Raw genomic sequence first — 17,064 nt, 5'->3', positions numbered from 1 at the left:
GTTTTTAGATTTGATGAATCCTTGTATTTTTGACGACCTTTAACAAACTCAAATATGAACTTTCCTGAAGAACTTAAGTATACCAAAGATCACGAATGGGTGAGGATCGAAAATGGTATTGCTACTATTGGAATTACTGAATTTGCCCAAAGAGAGTTAGGCGATATCGTATACGTTGAAGTTGAGACTGTCGGAGAGACCATCAGTGCTGGTGAAGTCTTTGGAACAGTAGAGGCTGTGAAAACGGTATCAGACCTATTTATGCCTGTGGAGGGTGAAATCATCGAATTCAATGAAGAATTGGAATCTTCTCCGGAGTTGGTGAATGATTCTCCATATAAGGATGGATGGATGATTAAAGTGAAATTATCAGGAGACCTTCCGGAGGATTTACTAACAGCAGCTGAGTATTCTGAGTTAGTGGGAGCTTGATCAATTTCGATAAATACAGGTTGTTTCCCGCATTGCTGTGGTTATTGTTTGTGACCATAGCAATATTGACTCCAGGCAATAATCTGCCTAAAGTTCCTTTGTTTCCTTTTGCAGATAAACTTATTCATGTGGGTGTATTTGCTGTATTGTCCTTTTTATGGGCCAGAGTGGGGACATTGGAAAGTGGGAGAAAAATCAAATGGAAAAATTTATTGACTAACTTATTAGTGTTTTCAGTTTTTTTTCCTATCTTTATAGAGTATTTGCAAATGTATGTTCCGAACAGGTCATTTGAGTTGGAGGATATCCTGGCAAATCTCTTTGGAGGTTTAATTGGTTTTAGCGGTTTTATTATTTTACACAAGGCAAAGAGTTCACTTGTATAAATAAAAATAATTGGCTAAGATTGTTATTCCGTATAATGCAAAATTTATTAACCTTTATAAAAGTACAACCATGGAAGCTAAAAAGACGCCAAAAGCGGATTTGACCAAAAAATCAGGAATGTTCCTGAACCTTGGTCTCCTCGTGAGCGTCGGCCTGGTTCTCTTCGCTTTCGAATATAAGTCTTACGATGTAGGACCTTTGAAAGATTTGGGACAGGTTGCCGATGATTTTGAGGAACTATTGGATATTCCAATTACAGAACAGCCACCACCACCTCCACCACCAATCGAGCAGCCAATCATTCAGGAAGTACCTGATGAAGTGGAAATTGAGGAAAAAATCGAAGTGGATTTTGACCTTGATGTGAAAGAGGAAACTGTAATCCGAGAAGTTATCATTGCTGATGCACCCGTAGTGGAAAAGGCAGATGAGATCTTTGACGTTGTAGAAAACTCACCTGAATTCCCTGGAGGAATGGAAGCATGGAATGAATATTTGAGGAAAAACCTCAAATATCCAACTCAGGCAAGAAGGATGGGTATCGAAGGTACAGTTTATGTGGTATTCGTAGTTAACACCGATGGATCTATTCAGGATGTAGAAATCCTAAGGGGTATCGGAGGCGGATGCGATGAAGAAGCTTTGAGGGTTGTATCCAACGCTCCTAAGTGGACTCCTGGTAAGCAAAGAGGACGTCCAGTAAGGGTGAGGATGAGACTTCCAATCCGATTCAAACTTGGATAAAATATTTAAAGGGGCTTTTAGCCCCTTTTTTCTTGATGTATGAAAAAAGCCGATACAAAATTTTGCATCGGCTTTTATATTCTCCTATGGGGAATGCTTAATCATTTGATCACGCCAAGTTCTTTTCCGACTTCAATGAAACCCTTGATGGCCTGATCCAGGTGATGCTTATCATGTCCTGCAGATATCTGTACCCTGATCCTTGCTTCACCTTTTGGTACTACCGGATAGTAGAATCCGATTACGTAAATCCCTTTTTCTAGTAATTTTTCTGCCATCTTCTGGGATAATACAGCATCATAAAGCATGATTGGAACAATGGCATGTTCCCCAGGTTTGATATCAAATCCTGCCTCAGTCATTCTCGATCTGAAGTACTTTGTGTTTTCTTCAAGCTTGTCTCTCAATTCGGTAGTTTCGCTAAGAAGGTCAAATACTGCAATCGAGGCACCTACTATTGAGGGAGCGAGGGTATTGGAGAAAAGGTAAGGACGGGACCTTTGTCGCAACAATTCTATGATTTCCTTTTTTCCGGAAGTAAATCCTCCTGATGCACCGCCCAATGCTTTTCCCAGGGTTCCTGTGATGATATCTATTTTGCCCATTACATTTCGGAATTCATGGACTCCTCTTCCAGTTTTGCCCATAAAGCCTGTAGAATGGCATTCGTCGGACATTACCAAGGCATTATATTTTTCTGCCAATGCAACAATTTTATCCAATTGTGCGATAGTTCCATCCATTGAGAATACTCCATCTGTGACAATGATTTTTTGTTGAGCGCCCTTTGCATCAGCTTCTTTTAGTTGGCTTTCAAGGTCTTCCATGTCATTGTGCTTATAGCGGAAGCGCATAGCTTTGCACAGCCTAACCCCATCAATGATAGAGGCATGGTTAAGTGCATCAGAGATGATGGCATCTTCTGGGCCAAATAATGGTTCGAAAACACCTCCATTGGCATCAAAAGCAGCAGCATATAGAATGGTATCCTCAGTACCTAAAAATTTGGATATTTTTTCTTCAAGTACTTTATGTATGTCCTGTGTACCGCAGATAAATCTTACGGAAGACATGCCGAATCCATGTGTATCGATTGCTTTTTTTGCCGCATCGATTACTTTGGGGTGGGAGGATAGGCCCAGGTAATTATTGGCGCAGAAATTCAGAACCTTCTTACCACCACTGATGGTGATTTCAGCTGCCTGTGGAGAAGTAATGATCCTTTCCTTTTTAAACAGTCCCGCTTCTTCAATTTCTTTTAACTCTTTTTGTAATTTGGGTTTTAAAGTGTCGTACATATGCTTTGCTTAAGGATAGTTTGAAAACACGATGGAATAATAATGAATTAGATAAATGAAATTCACTATTTTTGCCCCATTCAATCCCAAATATAATCAAAAAACGTCAAGGGTTAAGAAGCCCTGCCGGTGTTGTCTTTTACAATGGAAAGAGTTTTAATCATAGGAGCTGCAGGACAATTAGGTTCTGAGCTGACCCAGGCACTTGTGACAATTTATGGCGGTGATAATGTCATTGCTACTGATATCCAACCTCAAGCTTTAGAGAAATTTGATTATTGTAGGACCAAGGTCCTAGATGTCATGGATAAAGAAGCTGTAAAGGGTTTGGTAAAAACAGAAAATGTGAAGCAGATTTATCATTTGGCGGCAGTACTTTCCGCAACAGGTGAGAAAAATCCTCTTTTTGCCTGGCAACTCAATATGGATAGTTTACTGTCTGTTCTTGAATTGGCTAGAGAAGAGAAATTGGACAAAATTTATTGGCCTTCCTCCATTGCGGTTTTTGGTCCGAATACGCCTAAAGTCAATACACCTCAGTATTGTGTAAAAGAACCCAATACAGTATATGGAATATCTAAACAGGCAGGGGAAAGATGGTGCGAATACTATTTCCAGAAATATGGAGTGGATGTCCGAAGCTTGAGGTATCCCGGTTTGATTGGATATAAGTCCCTTCCAGGTGGAGGTACCACTGATTATGCAGTGGACATATATCATAAAGCCATTGCCGGTGAGCATTTTGTGTCATTTTTGAAAGAAGACACTTACCTGCCTATGATGTATATGCCAGATGCCATCAAAGCCACCTTGAATTTGATGCATGCGCCAAGGGAAAATGTGAAAATAAGATCCAGCTATAATCTTGCTGCCATCAGTTTCTCCCCGAAAGAGATCTTTGAAAGTATCAAAATACATTATCCAGACTTTTCAATAAGCTATGCGCCTGACTTTAGGCAAGCTATAGCGGATAGTTGGCCTGATAGTATAGACGACAGCAGGGCCAGGGAAGATTGGGGTTGGGAACATGAGTATAGCCTTGAAAAAATGACAGAAGACATTCTTAAGCATTTGCCTTCTTATTCATTTTGATCCATAAAATCCAAAAGCCCATGATTCGAGTCATGGGCTTTTGGATTTTTTTATTTTACGTTTTCCGGAAATTTAACCTAGACGCTCTCTTATCTGCTCCGGCTCAAATCCAAGAACAAGAACTCCGTCGGGGAATTCTATTATCGGCCTTTTGATCATGCTGCTTTTTTCTGAAAGCAAGGTGATTGCTTTGGATTTGGTATCCAAAGCTGTTTTCTCATGATCTTCCAACTTTCTATAGGTTGTTCCCTTTTTATTGATCAAGGCCTCGAAACCAACTTTATCAGCAAAACCAGAGAGAAGTGAAGTGTTTGGGGATTGCTTTTTGTAATCTATAAATTCATAATCAATACCTTCAGACTCTAAAAAGCTAAAGGTTTTTTTCATGGTGTCGCAGTTTTTTATTCCGTATACCCGTAATTTCATCTTCGATTTTTTTAATTGTGTATTTCCAAAAGTGCGGCCTCATTGGCGGCCAATATTTTGTTAATTAGGTCATCCGATAGGGCAGTGGAAAGAAATAAACTTTCAAATTGGGATGGTGCCAGGTAAACGCCTTTATGCAACATGGATTGAAAATACTTTCCAAACAGTGCAGTATCTGAATATTTGGCACTTGCAAAATCAAATACCTCTTGGTCTGTAAAGAAAAGGCTATACATACTTCCCAGATGGTTGATGGTATAATTTAATCCAAGCTTGTCTAGGGATGTTTTGAACCCATTAACGATCTTATCACCTATGCCGTTCAGCTCTGTGTAGACCTCAGGATGCTCATTTAGGTAATTGAGCATTGACAATCCTGCAGCCATGGCTATCGGATTACCGGACAAGGTCCCTGCCTGATACACCGGTCCTGCAGGAGATACAAATTCCATGATTTCTTTTCTTCCTCCATAGGCGCCAACAGGAAGTCCTCCTCCGATGATTTTACCTAATGTGGTCATGTCAGGTATAATGCCAAACAATTCTTGGGCTCCGCCTTTGGCCAAACGGAAGCCAGTCATTACCTCATCAAAAATCAAGACTATTCCTTCCCGGTCACATATTTTCCTAAGTCCTTCCAAGTATCCTTCTTTTGGAAGTACCAACCCCATATTTCCTGGAACTGGCTCAAGGATAAGGGCAGCTATTTCGTTTTTATTGGCAGCAACAAGCTTCTCAATGGCCTCAAGATCATTATAAGGAGCCAGCAAAGTATCTTTGGCGGTCCCTTTGGTAACTCCAGGTGAATCAGGATTGCCCATGGTAATGGCTCCTGAACCAGCCGAAATCAAGAAGGAATCTCCATGCCCATGATAATGCCCCTCCATTTTGATGAACTTATCCCTGCCTGTAAACCCTCTTGCCACCCTTATGGCAGACATTGTAGCTTCAGTTCCAGAGTTGACCATCCTTACCTTTTCCACCGAAGGGACCATGGTTGTGATAAGCTCAGCAATTTCAATTTCTCTTGCAGTAGGGGCGCCAAAAGAGGTGCCATTTTCCATAGCTTTGATGACGGCTTCTCGGATCATTGGGTTGTTGTGGCCCAAGATCATAGGGCCCCAGCTGTTGATCAATTCTATATATGCGTTGTCATCTTCATCATAAATAAAGGCCCCATCCGCCCTTTTGATAAAAAGTGGATCACCTCCAACGGCCCTGAAGGCCCTGACAGGAGAGTTTACCCCACCTGGAATATAATTTTTGGCCTTTTCAAATAAGGCTTTACTTTTTGATATCTGCATGAATTTTTAGATTATTTATACAAAAGCATTCCGTTTTCCAGTTTAAGCACCGGTACAAATCTATTGGAATTGCTGTTTCTGAAATCAAAGCCATTTGTAATTCTCCCAATTTGGAAGCCATTACTATTAAGGTTTTCCCTGAGATTGAATCCTATTTGAGGCCCTAGATTTTGGGAAGCCCAATACATCAATTCGTAACCTAAATGTGCATTAAAAGAAGGATAATTGATATGCTTTGAATAGAAACCTTCCCTGAACTTTTCAAGATTTGGTTTGTCAAATTGGACTGTGTTATTGCTCACAAAATGGAAATTCTGTTCCTCCAACATTTCATAGTTGGCAAAATTAAAGAAGAGCCAGCTATCCATTACCAAAATTGGTTTTTTTACATTCTGGGATTCCATGAAACCAAAAGTTGGTGCGGCCACATTTGGGTCATCAGAAAGAATGATGACCAGGTCAGCATTAGCCAAATCTCCATTTTTAAGCTGTATTCTTTCCAAAAAATCTAAAATGGATCTTCCGTTAACCGGGTCATTCCTGATTATAGAGTAACCAAATCGCTGGGCTTTTTCTGCAATGCTTTTTGCCAAAAGTTCATCCCTGCTTGTATTTGAATAGCCTATGGCCAGCCTTCTCCCCACTATGTTTTTTCTTGCAAATTCAATGATGCCGTCTGACAGGTTACTGATGGATGGTCTGAAAAGGTAGGCAAAGTTTAAACCTTCATATTTTTCATCAATATTTGATAAGGGGTTGATGAATGGGATCCTGTTTCTTTCTGAAAATCCCATGACCATTTCCACTTCCTCAGGATAAATAGGGCCTATGATAAGATCTGCTTGCTTTAAAAATGGATCCTCCAAAATGGAAGATACTTTGGAAAGGTTACGCTCTGAATCAAATGATTTGAGGTTTAAAGTAATACCCTGCCGGGTAAGCTCTTCAGCTGCAAATTGGATGCCCTGAAAGAGTTCAAAGATAAAATTATTGGGAGCCAGATTCTGAACTCCTTTTCCTCCGGAATAATTGAAGGGCAAAATTAGTGCAATATCAAGGGTCTGGGAATTTTTTTTGATTGTTTCAGTTCCTTTGTTGCCAAAATCTATGGTTCTGATCTGGTTGTAAATGGCCCTCTCATCTGTGGACATGACAGTCTGTTTTTCAATCTGCTCTTTTAGGGCCAACATGAATCCTTTATTTTCATTGAATTTTCTGATATTCCCCATCAGGAAACTCACCGAGGCATTTTTTAAAAAGTTGTATGTGGCGTTTTCAGCCTGCTCTTTGACAACAGGTTCTGTTATTTTTGTTATTGCTTCTAAGGCATCAATGTTCCTTCCTTCCTGAAAATAAGCCAGGGCGAGGAGGTATCTTGCTTTATCTTTATTTTCCCAGTTTTCTTGTGTGGATAACTCCTTTAAGACTGACTCTACCAGCATATATTGTCCATTTTGGTAGGCAGCTCTTGCGAAATGGTAGCTAGCATATTGAGAAAGTTTACCAAATTGTTGAGCGTCCATGTAAGGGCGCAACAAATTCATGGCATCTGTATAATTCCCATATCCCATCAAAGTTTTTGCTCTATTATAACCTGTAAATTGATCCTGAGAAAAAAGAGGATTCAATGCGTTTACAAGGAATATCAATACAAGGAGAAAATATCTCATATGTTTTTTTTGAATAAAAGGGCAAATTTCATTCCCATAATTTATCAGGACCCGAATTTAATCCATTTTTGCCCAAATGAAAAGAAGTTTGGGGTTTAGCCCTTTTTCCTTGGCAATAAAAAAGCCCTTGATGAAGGGCTTTTGGATGTATGAATTAAGTTTTTCCTTTGCACTTACCTTTTTTCCTGTGCTTTTCTATCATTAACAGCTTTCATTTGAACGATTCTTTGCTCTTTCTCGCTGAGTAAGAAATAGTTGTAAATGCTGTTTTTATTTTGTTCGACTAAGGTTATGTTTTCTTCATTTGCATAAAGAATTCTTAGTTCACCAGATTTTGATCTTAAATTCCTAGATTTTACATATAAATCCCCGTCCCTCTCATAGACTTCATCAAAACTAAATAGTTTGACATTCCGGTTTGCGTCATACATTTCTACTACTGAAGTCTTCTTATCGAAAGCATTGCGGTTCAACTGGTCTTTTTTGAAAAGCACATATTGATTATTCTCCAAATAGTTTTTGACTGTTTCTTTATTGTAATTGTGCGGAGAAGTAGTGTATGCTGTTCCCGAAATACTAGTCATGGTGGCATTTCCGGGAATATTTTCATTGCCATATTGGTTGCCCCTTTGGAATGTGTTGCCGATCAGAACGACATTCGCTCCCAACATTGCAGCTTCCATTTTAACTTTTCTTACAGCCCTGTTATTCACATTATTGATGCTTGACAGAGTGGTGACTCCTGTAGCTTTTGAAAAAACCTGGCCTAATGACTTTAGTCCGTCTACGTCTTGTGGCAGATAGGAAAGATACACATTTTCAAAATCTTCGACGGAGTTAACAGGCTTAAAGGGAGATTCAAAGATTTCCTCTCTTCCTGAAGCAAAAACTATTTTATCCACCTGATGTCTGCTTATTGTGTAAGAGGCCTTTTCATTAGGGTATTTGAACTTAATAAAGTTCGCCCCCACTTCTTCTACCTGCACCTCTTTGATTTCATCTTTCAGGTATAATTTATCCGTTTGAGCTTGTACCGATAAAAAGACCTGGAGCAATATGCATAGGGAAAGAATTAAAAGTTTTTTCATTTTTGCTGAGTTTTATCCTTTTTCTATTACGAGGTATAATTAGTACAGGTTTGTTTTTTAACGAAAATTTATTTATTCAATGTTAATAAGTTCAGTGGATACAGGTGTAGCTCACTGATATTTAGAGGGTTAAAAATTGAGTTGGAGCTAGATTTTTTTCAGTTATTATGGTGGATTTTTAGGACCTTTTCCGCTAACTCTGCCATTTCTTCCTCTTCTGGTTCATTTTTACTGGTCAAAAAAAAGACCCCAAAAGTCTTTCAACTTCTGAGGTCTGTCTTTTATTTAATTGAAATTTTCTTTTAAGGAAAATCAATAGTTTTAAACGCATCTAACTATTTCTCCGAAGGCTTATTTCTATTATTCCGCAAAGCATATTTCAATCGCCAAAAGAGAATAATTTATCGACTAATTAGTCTAAACTCTCGCTTCTAAACTCTCGCCTCTATCAAGAGTCTTTCTTCGACATTCTCGCCCTCTCATTTTCATCCAAATAGATTTTCCTCATTCGGATTGATTTTGGCGTGATTTCGAGGTATTCATCCTTTTGGATGTATTCCATAGCTTCTTCCAAGGAGAATCTTTTTGGAGGAGCAATTCTTACGTTGTCATCAGAACCGGAGGCCCTCATATTGGTCAGTTTCTTGCCTTTTTGAACATTTACCACCAGGTCATTGTCTCTGGAGTGTTCACCGATTACCTGTCCAGTGTATAATTCATCTCCCGGCTCAATAAAGAAAATACCTCTATCCTGTAATTTGTCTATGGCATAAGCAGTACACTGTCCGCCTTCCATTGAAATGAGGGATCCGTTAATTCTGCCGGGTATAGTTCCTTTATAAGGCTCGTAGGCAGAGAACCTATGGTTCATGATGGCTTCCCCTTGGGTAGCGGTCAGTACATTGTTTCTCAAACCGATCAAACCTCTGGATGGAATTTTAAACTCCAAGTGCTGCAAATCGCCTTTTGGCTCCATGATGAGTAGCTCACCCTTTCTTTGAGTAGCCAATTCGATTACTTTTCCGGCAGTTTCTTCAGGTACATCAACAACTAGAGTTTCGATAGGCTCGCACTGTACACCGTCAATTTCCTTAAAGATTACCTGAGGCTGACCTACCTGCAATTCGTAGCCTTCTCTTCTCATCGTTTCAATCAACACAGACAAGTGAAGAATTCCCCTGCCGTAAACAATAAACTTGTCCTCTGAATCGGTAGATTCTACCCTTAAGGCCAGATTTTTCTCCATTTCCTTCATCAAACGGTCTCTCAGGTGACGTGAAGTCACGAATTTTCCTTCTTTTCCGAAGAATGGTGAATTGTTGATGGTGAATAGCATGTTCATGGTAGGCTCATCAATCGCAATCCTTGGCAGTGGTTCAGGATTTTCCAGAGCAGCGATGGTATCGCCGATTTCGAAGTCTTCGATGCCTGTTACTGCACAGATATCACCTGCATGTACTTCTTCTACCTTGTTTTTGCCCAAGCCTTCAAATACATGCAATTCTTTCACTCTTACTTTTTTGAACACACCATCAGCCTTGCACAAGGTCAATTGGGCATTTTCTGTGATAGTGCCTCTTTTTACCCTACCGATGGCGATACGACCCACGAATGAGGAGTAGTCCAACGAAGTAATTTGCATTTGCAAAGAACCTTCCTCGATTTTTGGAGCCGGAATATATTCGATGATGGCATCCAATAGAGGAAGTATGGAATCGGTTGGGTTTTGCCAATCCGGACCCATCCAGTTTTGTTTGGCGGAACCATAAAGGGTCTGGAATTCCAATTGCTCTTCTGTAGCATCCAGGTTAAACATCAGGTCGAATACAGCCTCATGTACCTCATCAGGACGGCAGTTTGGTTTGTCCACTTTGTTTACGACTACAATCGGAGTCAATCCCAAAGCAAGCGCTTTGCCCAAGACAAATCTGGTCTGTGGCATTGGGCCTTCGAAAGCATCCACCAAAAGGATTACCCCATCGGCCATTTTCAATACCCTTTCCACTTCCCCACCGAAGTCGGCGTGTCCAGGGGTATCGATGATATTGATCTTATGGTCTTTATATCTTACGGATACGTTTTTGGAAAGGATGGTAATTCCTCTTTCCCTTTCCAAGTCGTTGTTATCCAGGATTAAATCGTCAAACTGTTGGTTTTCACGGAAGATTTTGGAGGCATGGATAATTTTGTCCACCAGGGTGGTCTTACCGTGGTCAACGTGAGCGATAATCGCGATATTCCGAATATTCTGCATTGTAAAATTGAATTAGGCTGCAAAGGTAAGAAGAAAATTTGGTTTCAGCTTACAAGCCTATCAAAGTCCCTAAGATTTAATGATTTGTTCATTCTATGGAATGTGTAATTCCATTTGGGAACATTCACTAACTAATTTTATAGACAAAGGCAGATTTCAATATTGGGCTTAATGTGAATCTATTGGATTAAACACGAGGTTTAAGTTTTAAGTTACAACTAATGTTATTATATTAGGTGATTGTTTGATTGTTTTGTTATGAAAGGTTTTGATTTTGTGTCCAAAAGGTTTCCCAATTATCAATCAGCTCCTTGGATGGATGTAATTGGGTTGAAAAAAGGCCAGTTGTTGCTTGCACAGGGACAGGTATTAGCAAATTTGTTTTGGATAGAATCTGGAATTTTGAGGGAATATCATCAAGATGGGGAGGGTGAATTTACCAATTCGTTTATTTTTGAAGGCAATTATTATTTGACGGGATTTTATTTTGGAAGTCATCTCAGGTCTTCATTTACAGTTGAAGCATTGGAAGATTGTAAAATAATAAGCTTTTCAATGGGTTTTTTCCAAGAGCGGGACTTGGACCACCAGCTTGTGCTGGATGTTTTCAAGGAAATCTCCATGCTAAAATACCAATACAACCTCCAATGGAAATTGATAAATGGGAAGAAGTTGTTTCTTGAAAAATGGGAAAGCTTTAAACAAGCTTATCCGGGATTATGGATAAGAATTCCCCAAAAACATCTTGCTACCTACTTCAACGTCAGTCCCCAATACCTTTCCAAGTTAAAAGCTGAAAGAAAACTATGATTTATTCAACTAGTTGAAGTTCTTTTTTAATCTAGTTTAACTAAATTTTAATGTGGGGGGGGGTAAATTTGTATTGTTCTTGGCAAATAAACTAAAATCATGTTCCATATTTTAACCAAAAGAAAAATGAAAAAAAAATTAACCTTTCTATTAATTTCAGGAATAATGACTTTATCTATTTTTTATTTTACGTCATATTCATCTAATGGCAGTTCAGGAGGTAAATTTGAACTGGAAGTCTGTACAATGCACGATTCAAATGGAAATATTATTCAAATAGGTAATACCTGTACTACTGGAAGAACCAACTGTGTTCCTAACAGGTGCGGGGGAGGTCCTCAAACTTAGTATTGATGTTTAGAGAGCTTTCATTGGTAAATGAAGATTTATTTGGTTTATTAAATGAAGGCTCTTTCATTTCTTGATTTTTAATTATTCAGATATTGATTATGCTTCGTGGGTATTTTATTATCTTTCTATTTTATTATTTGGCTTCATGCAAAAGCCCAAATGAACAATATTATCTAAAGGATGACCAACTACTTCATCAAGTATCCATAAGAGATAAGTTGGGACAAGAGGAGGGAGGTCTTCAAGAATTATTTTATGATTTAATGGTGACTGAATTTGTGTTGCCTGATTCCATATTGGTAAGTCAGATAGACAAAATTATTTTACATAAACAAAAGTTTATTTTGTTTGATAAGAATCTATCGTTACTGTTGGTATTTGACCCAAACGGATACTTTATTGGAAAAATAGGGGAATTGGGCCTAGGCCCTGGACAATATCAAGGTATTAAAGATTTTTCCGTTTGGGAAGATACTCTTACCATTTTTTCAACAGCAGATCTCAGATTATTTCAGTACAGCCTTACTGATTTGGAGTTTTTAGGTTCCTACAAAATTGAATTTTTTGGTAACTCTATGATACAGCTTTCTAATAATGAATTCATGTTTTATATCAACCATAATCCTAGTGATTTTGTCAAGGACAAGAATGTCCTTTACTATAATAAAAACACAGGAGAGACAAAAACCTTCTTTCCTTATGATCATAGTAAATCCAATGCCATAATTCCATTTTCGGGTTTTATCAGTAAGCAGGGAAATGAGGTTTATTTTTCCTTGCCCTTTGATGACAAAGTTTATGTTTTTGATCAGGAGAAACTTGATTTTTTCTTGAAGTACAAAACTGACAATGTTAACGATTTCGTCTTTGCCAATAGGGGGGATTTTCAAAAATTTCTTTTTGGAGGATTATTTCAGGATCCTGCAAACGGAGTGAGTGTTTTAGGAAACGTTTTTTTAAAAAATGATAATTACTTAGTCTTTTCTTATTATCTCAATGGCCGTCTTTATTATGGCATATATAGTTTGGTAAGTAATGGATTTAAGACTTTTTCCAAGGGGTTTGAAAATGATATTTCTTTCAAATTAGTGGGTGACCCTATGATCCTAAATACAGAGAATGAATTGATTTTTATTTCAAATTCCGAAACAATAGAATATTTTAGGAAACAAGGGGGAATTGAAGAGTCATTTTTTGGAAAAATGTTTAAGGACTTAGATTCTGTAAATTCATTATACTTATTGAAAATGAAAATCAAACCATTTTGAAATGAAAATATACCAATTTATTGTTATTATCTTGGTAATTATTTTTGCTGGGTGTAAAGGAAAGTCAAGCAAATCAGTTCTTGAGGTTGAAAATAAGTTTATTGATTTAGGAGAAGTGCCTACCAGCGAAGAGGTTTTCGGTTCAATAATCCTAAAAAACACTGGGAATATGGATGTGAAAATCCTAAGCACTTTTTCAGATTGTGAATGTACTGTATTGGATCATGAAATTGGATCAATTGGGCCCAAAGAATCTAAAATACTTGGATTTTCATTTACCTCCCATTATCCCGGGATTTTCCAGCGAAAAATTATCATAGAAACCAATTCAGAAGCGAAACCTAGAATACTTGTAATTATGAAAGCTAAGGTACTTTAAATTTTGATACTTCCGGAGGCCTTATAAAACAATATGATTATCCGCTTGTATACAAGTAGGGGCAAATGATTGCAATAACCAGTCTATCAAAGAGTTTTTTACCAAAGTATCTTCGGTTTAGTTTATAACAGAATTCATTGAGGACACTATCCCGATAAGTGTGTAAACTTAGGAAGAATATTGCTTGTGAATGGTTCAGTAGACATAACAGACATATGTGTTGTAGATTGTCGTTTGTCCCTAAGGGACTTATTGGGGAGAGGTGTTGTTTTTAGGACCAAGGGTTGAAACCCACGGGTAAGATGTGTCCGTGCCGCTGGTGGGATTTGGTTCAGCCATTCGAAATGATTATTTGGGTTCAGGGAAGCATTTTACGGATTGAATTTCAAGTTCTGTTTTTAAAACAAACTTGAAATTGGCTTAAAGTGTAGTTTTAGTTTTTTCCTAAAGGTTTATACTTTGGAATATTTTATACAAGCTAATTGAAAAAGTTATACCAAAATGGTTGCAGGTGTTGATATAAAATTCGGAATGTACTTTTTTTCGTAAAACTAAAGCCTGTATATTAGTTTGAGCTTTATTGGTTTTGTTATGAAAGGTTTTGATTTTGTGTTTAAAAGATTCTCAGAAAATACCCCTCGTTTATGTTGAAAGCCATATAGTTAAGAAAAGGCCCTATTTTGCCGCCTTTTTTTAAATTTTAATTCCATGAAAAAAGCATACATTTCCATATTACTTTTATCTATGGTGTCTTGTAAACAGGGTTCACATAGTCCGGAATTTGTCACTAGCCTACCATCACAGATCTTTGAATTGAATAATTATGAGGTCTTGGAATTTAGCGATATTCCATTTATCGGAACCACAGACCAGTGGAAAATTGGAGAAGAAGGTTTTACTTTTCTGGTTGGTTCTTCGGTTTACCACTATCCTCAATCAGACGCCGAGCCATTTATCATAGATTCTGATATTTATATGGAATTGATGGGTTGTAATCCGAGAAATTTTTCAATCTCTGGCAATAAACTATTTATTCTTTGCGATGGTAAAGGAACAGTACATGAATTCAGCTTAGAAGAAAAGTCTTATGTGGCTTCTATGGATTTGAAAGTAGATGCCTCTAGGATATTAGTTTTGCATGACAGGATTTTTCTTTACCAGACTCCTAATACCCTGAATCAGGACTCTTCCCTGAATCACCAAATTTTCACATTTCCACTTTCCAATCAAGAGGAACGAAAAAAGTATTTTCCTTACCCTGCTTCCATGACCAATTCTTACCAATTTAATGTATTGGTTAATCAAACTTTTGCCATTATAGGCAATGAGATTATGTTTAGCCGAATGCTAAATGATAGCTTGGTCAAATTTGACAATGGCGGCAACTTAATTGGAATTGAAAGATTACATGTTTTGTCAGAGAAAATTGATGCCAAGGTTGGTGTTGAGTTAGATGAAGAAAAGCTTTATTTTCCGTTATACCTAACCCAATCAGAAAAATGGCGTTTTTATTCCTTGATCAAAGATTTCAATCTTAAAACGCTTATCCATCATCTTCCTACCGGTAAAAAATTGATGATAGATAAAGTCAGGCTTTCCAATGGAATAGAGTTTCCCTTCTTGGGCCAAGTCCATCGGGATTACGTTTACCTCTTGTTGACTGATGAGGCATTTCTTGAATTTAATAAAAAAGAATCTTATCCAGAACCTTTCCAAAAACTACAATCCTATGAAATTCCTTTTTTATTCATTCGTTTTCCTCTTGATGAACTTGCAGATTAAGATTGGTCATGCTCAAGAGTTGACTGCACAAAAAGTTTTGGTAACTGAGGCTAAGATTCAAGGAGGTAGTTTTGAATTGCACAGGTATGAGGGGGATGGAGTGGAGAACCTAAGTTCATCCAGCGGTCTTGGTTTTGCGGTTGCTGGTGGGTCTTTAAAGGAAATTTTTACAAAACTTTGGCCTGACTATGAGTTTAAAGTTTCCAGAAAATTCGATAAAAATTCTTACACATTACGGATCAACTATACAACTGCACTGGATAAATCTATTTTAGATCAAATCTGGAACCTATTGGGTCAACATAAAGATTTTTCAGCGACAATTTCTTCTGTCTCACTATCAGGTAATTGTCTTAAGGTTATTTCCAGTCAAAAGTTAGAACGACATGTTTATATCCCTAAAAATGGGGTAATCAAAAAGGACGAGTCCAATCGCTCACATATTCATTTGGATGGGTATGATTTAGTCAGTTTGGCGAATAAATTTAACCAGTATGGTCAGTTGGGAAGGTTTTATCTTGATGAGGATAAAAATAAAGGTTCTTATTCCTTCAGGCTGAAAGCACAGACATTGGACACCCTTCGGGAGAGTTTAGAGCCCTATGGGCTGTCGTTTCAATCTTGTACAAAAACCATCGTTTCCTATGAGTTAAAATAGATAACCGATTTTTTTAACTATCTAGTGTTCTACTCCAAAAATGAAAATCACTTACTTCATATTGGTTATGATTGCCACAATTGTATCAAGTGTAAAGGCTCAAACTATTCAATTACTTGATGAAAAAAGCGGGGACCTTTAGCATGCTGCATTGGTCAACTTAAGGGTTTTTGGAGTAGCTAAAAACAAAAACTTGGTGGATTGATGAGATTTTACCTCAATACCATCTCCACTCTCCTGTTTTTGCTTTTCCCTTCTTCTGATGTATTCGTTGAAACTGGCGATAGTGAAGATACACCGTAAGCTTTTAATCTGGCAGCAGCAATTTGATACGTTCCAATTAAATGGTTGACCACCGCTTCTGCTCTTTTTTCTGATAATTTTTGATTATGCTCAAAGGAACCGGTATTGTCTGTATGACCCACTATGAAGACATTTACTTGTGAGTTCGATTTTAGGTACTTGGCCAATTGCTCTAAAGTCTCATTGGACTCAGGCTTAATATCTGATTTATCAGTATCGAAATAAATTCCATAAAAAGTAGCCTTGCCATTGGCTTTCATTTCTTTGGCGATATCCTCAGCAGAAAGCACGATATATTGATTCATATTTTCTTCCCGTACACAACTCACCGAGAAGGTGCCGCTCTGATCACTTTGGATATGAATGTACCATGACTCTCCTCCGGACTTGAAATGGAGAAACAGGTTGGCCTTGGATTGGTTGATTACTGTACCTCCTTTGGAACTTACCGCCTGAATGTAATTCTGGAAGATCATAGCATTGGAGGGATTCTTACCCCACTCACCTTCAAATGTGTAGAAGGTTTTCAGTAAATACCCTGCTTTTTCATATTGAATCCAAGTCCCATCTTTATCGGTGAACTCAACCTTGATTTTATCATACTCTTTTTGTTCACAACCGGAAATGCTGTGTTGGGGTAGGATATTAAATAGTGGATGTGGGTCACAGGGAGATTGAGCGAGCGCATTAAAGAAAACTGTATAGAAAACAGCGGAAATTAAAAGTGCCTTTATCATTTGACTGGGGTTTAATTTTGAGCAAAAAAAATTATTTGTTGGGAATTTTATACTGATGCATTAAATACCAAGGATTCAGTG

General features: G+C 37.9%; 17 protein-coding genes and 1 pseudogene. 10 read left to right on the top strand and 8 right to left on the bottom strand.

Translation table 11 applies throughout. From position 1 onward, the window contains the following. The first annotated feature begins 54 nt into the window (after positions 1-54). The 3 genes from gcvH (at position 55) to CLV48_RS09950 (ending at position 1,563) form a co-directional block, all read left to right on the top strand. On the top strand, positions 55-432 hold the full coding sequence (gene gcvH, locus CLV48_RS09960; RefSeq protein ID WP_106567120.1) for a glycine cleavage system protein GcvH: 378 nt from the start codon (positions 55-57) through the stop codon (positions 430-432). Further along, positions 429-818 (top strand): VanZ family protein, encoded by a 390-nt coding sequence (locus CLV48_RS09955; RefSeq protein WP_245889519.1) that lies wholly within the window; start codon positions 429-431, stop codon positions 816-818. The genes gcvH and CLV48_RS09955 overlap by 4 nt, the downstream gene beginning before the upstream one ends. Positions 819-888: 70 nt before the next feature. After that, positions 889-1,563 (top strand): energy transducer TonB, encoded by a 675-nt coding sequence (locus tag CLV48_RS09950; protein ID WP_106567119.1) that lies wholly within the window; start codon positions 889-891, stop codon positions 1,561-1,563. Positions 1,564-1,664: 101 nt separating this feature from the next. Here CLV48_RS09950 and kbl read toward each other — a convergent pair whose 3' ends face one another. Beyond that, entirely contained in the window at positions 1,665-2,861 is a 1,197-nt protein-coding gene (gene kbl / locus CLV48_RS09945) for a glycine C-acetyltransferase (protein ID WP_106567118.1), read from the bottom strand. Positions 2,862-3,005: 144 nt separating this feature from the next. Between kbl and CLV48_RS09940 the strand changes: the two genes are divergently transcribed. Beyond that, positions 3,006-3,953: an NAD-dependent epimerase/dehydratase family protein gene (locus CLV48_RS09940; RefSeq protein WP_106567117.1), complete on the top strand. Its 948-nt coding sequence runs from the start codon at positions 3,006-3,008 to the stop codon at positions 3,951-3,953. Between the two features lie 72 nt (positions 3,954-4,025). On the opposite strand, the gene CLV48_RS09935 is transcribed toward CLV48_RS09940, so the two are convergent. The 5 genes from CLV48_RS09935 to typA all read right to left on the bottom strand — a co-directional run bounded on the left by CLV48_RS09935 (position 4,026) and on the right by typA (position 10,695). Further along, the gene (locus CLV48_RS09935) at positions 4,026-4,379 is read right to left on the bottom strand and encodes a Spx/MgsR family RNA polymerase-binding regulatory protein (RefSeq protein ID WP_106567116.1); all 354 of its coding nucleotides are present in this window, start codon (positions 4,377-4,379) and stop codon (positions 4,026-4,028) included. Between the two features lie 11 nt (positions 4,380-4,390). Beyond that, positions 4,391-5,683 carry a glutamate-1-semialdehyde 2,1-aminomutase gene (gene hemL, locus CLV48_RS09930; protein ID WP_106567115.1) on the bottom strand — a complete coding sequence of 431 codons (1,293 nt, stop codon included), beginning with the start codon at positions 5,681-5,683 and terminating at the stop codon, positions 4,391-4,393. Between the two features lie 11 nt (positions 5,684-5,694). After that, the gene (locus tag CLV48_RS09925; RefSeq protein WP_106567114.1) at positions 5,695-7,353 is read right to left on the bottom strand and encodes an ABC transporter substrate-binding protein; all 1,659 of its coding nucleotides are present in this window, start codon (positions 7,351-7,353) and stop codon (positions 5,695-5,697) included. Between the two features lie 173 nt (positions 7,354-7,526). Further along, entirely contained in the window at positions 7,527-8,441 is a 915-nt protein-coding gene (locus CLV48_RS09920) for a hypothetical protein (RefSeq protein WP_106567113.1), read from the bottom strand. A 448-nt stretch (positions 8,442-8,889) separates the two neighbouring features. Beyond that, positions 8,890-10,695 carry a translational GTPase TypA gene (gene typA, locus CLV48_RS09915; RefSeq protein ID WP_106567112.1) on the bottom strand — a complete coding sequence of 602 codons (1,806 nt, stop codon included), beginning with the start codon at positions 10,693-10,695 and terminating at the stop codon, positions 8,890-8,892. 258 nt (positions 10,696-10,953) lie between these two features. On the opposite strand from typA, the gene CLV48_RS09910 reads away from it, so the two are divergent. The 4 genes from CLV48_RS09910 (at position 10,954) to CLV48_RS09895 (ending at position 13,503) form a co-directional block, all read left to right on the top strand. Further along, complete coding sequence (locus tag CLV48_RS09910) at positions 10,954-11,505, top strand: Crp/Fnr family transcriptional regulator (RefSeq protein ID WP_106567111.1); 552 nt, start codon at positions 10,954-10,956, stop codon at positions 11,503-11,505. 126 nt (positions 11,506-11,631) lie between these two features. After that, positions 11,632-11,853 (top strand): hypothetical protein, encoded by a 222-nt coding sequence (locus tag CLV48_RS20550; protein ID WP_130275170.1) that lies wholly within the window; start codon positions 11,632-11,634, stop codon positions 11,851-11,853. Positions 11,854-11,993: 140 nt separating this feature from the next. Continuing rightward, positions 11,994-13,124, top strand: coding sequence for a 6-bladed beta-propeller (locus CLV48_RS09900; protein WP_170069009.1), 1,131 nt, complete (start codon positions 11,994-11,996; stop codon positions 13,122-13,124). A 1-nt stretch (position 13,125) separates the two neighbouring features. Then, entirely contained in the window at positions 13,126-13,503 is a 378-nt protein-coding gene (locus CLV48_RS09895) for an Ig-like domain-containing protein (RefSeq protein WP_106567108.1), read from the top strand. A 37-nt stretch (positions 13,504-13,540) separates the two neighbouring features. Here CLV48_RS09895 and CLV48_RS09890 read toward each other — a convergent pair. Continuing rightward, a pseudogene (locus CLV48_RS09890) lies at positions 13,541-13,645 on the bottom strand (IS1595 family transposase); the annotation flags it as partial. A gap of 566 nt (positions 13,646-14,211) precedes the next feature. Between CLV48_RS09890 and CLV48_RS09885 the strand changes: the two are divergent. Continuing rightward, positions 14,212-15,285, top strand: a complete 1,074-nt coding sequence (locus tag CLV48_RS09885) for a hypothetical protein (RefSeq protein WP_106567107.1) — start codon at positions 14,212-14,214, stop codon at positions 15,283-15,285. Further along, positions 15,233-15,943 (top strand): hypothetical protein, encoded by a 711-nt coding sequence (locus CLV48_RS09880; protein ID WP_146140086.1) that lies wholly within the window; start codon positions 15,233-15,235, stop codon positions 15,941-15,943. Before CLV48_RS09885 ends, CLV48_RS09880 begins: the two co-directional genes overlap by 53 nt. A gap of 212 nt (positions 15,944-16,155) precedes the next feature. Here the strand turns inward: CLV48_RS09880 and CLV48_RS09875 are convergent, their stop codons facing one another. Continuing rightward, positions 16,156-16,983 carry an OmpA family protein gene (locus CLV48_RS09875; RefSeq protein WP_106567105.1) on the bottom strand — a complete coding sequence of 276 codons (828 nt, stop codon included), beginning with the start codon at positions 16,981-16,983 and terminating at the stop codon, positions 16,156-16,158. Positions 16,984-17,064 lie beyond the last annotated feature (81 nt).

Source organism: Cecembia rubra, from assembly GCF_003014575.1.
GTDB classification, from domain to species: Bacteria; Bacteroidota; Bacteroidia; order Cytophagales; family Cyclobacteriaceae; genus Cecembia_A; species Cecembia_A rubra.
The sequence above is the reverse complement of the archived record's forward strand: the minus strand, read 5'-3'. Positions and strand labels throughout refer to the sequence as shown.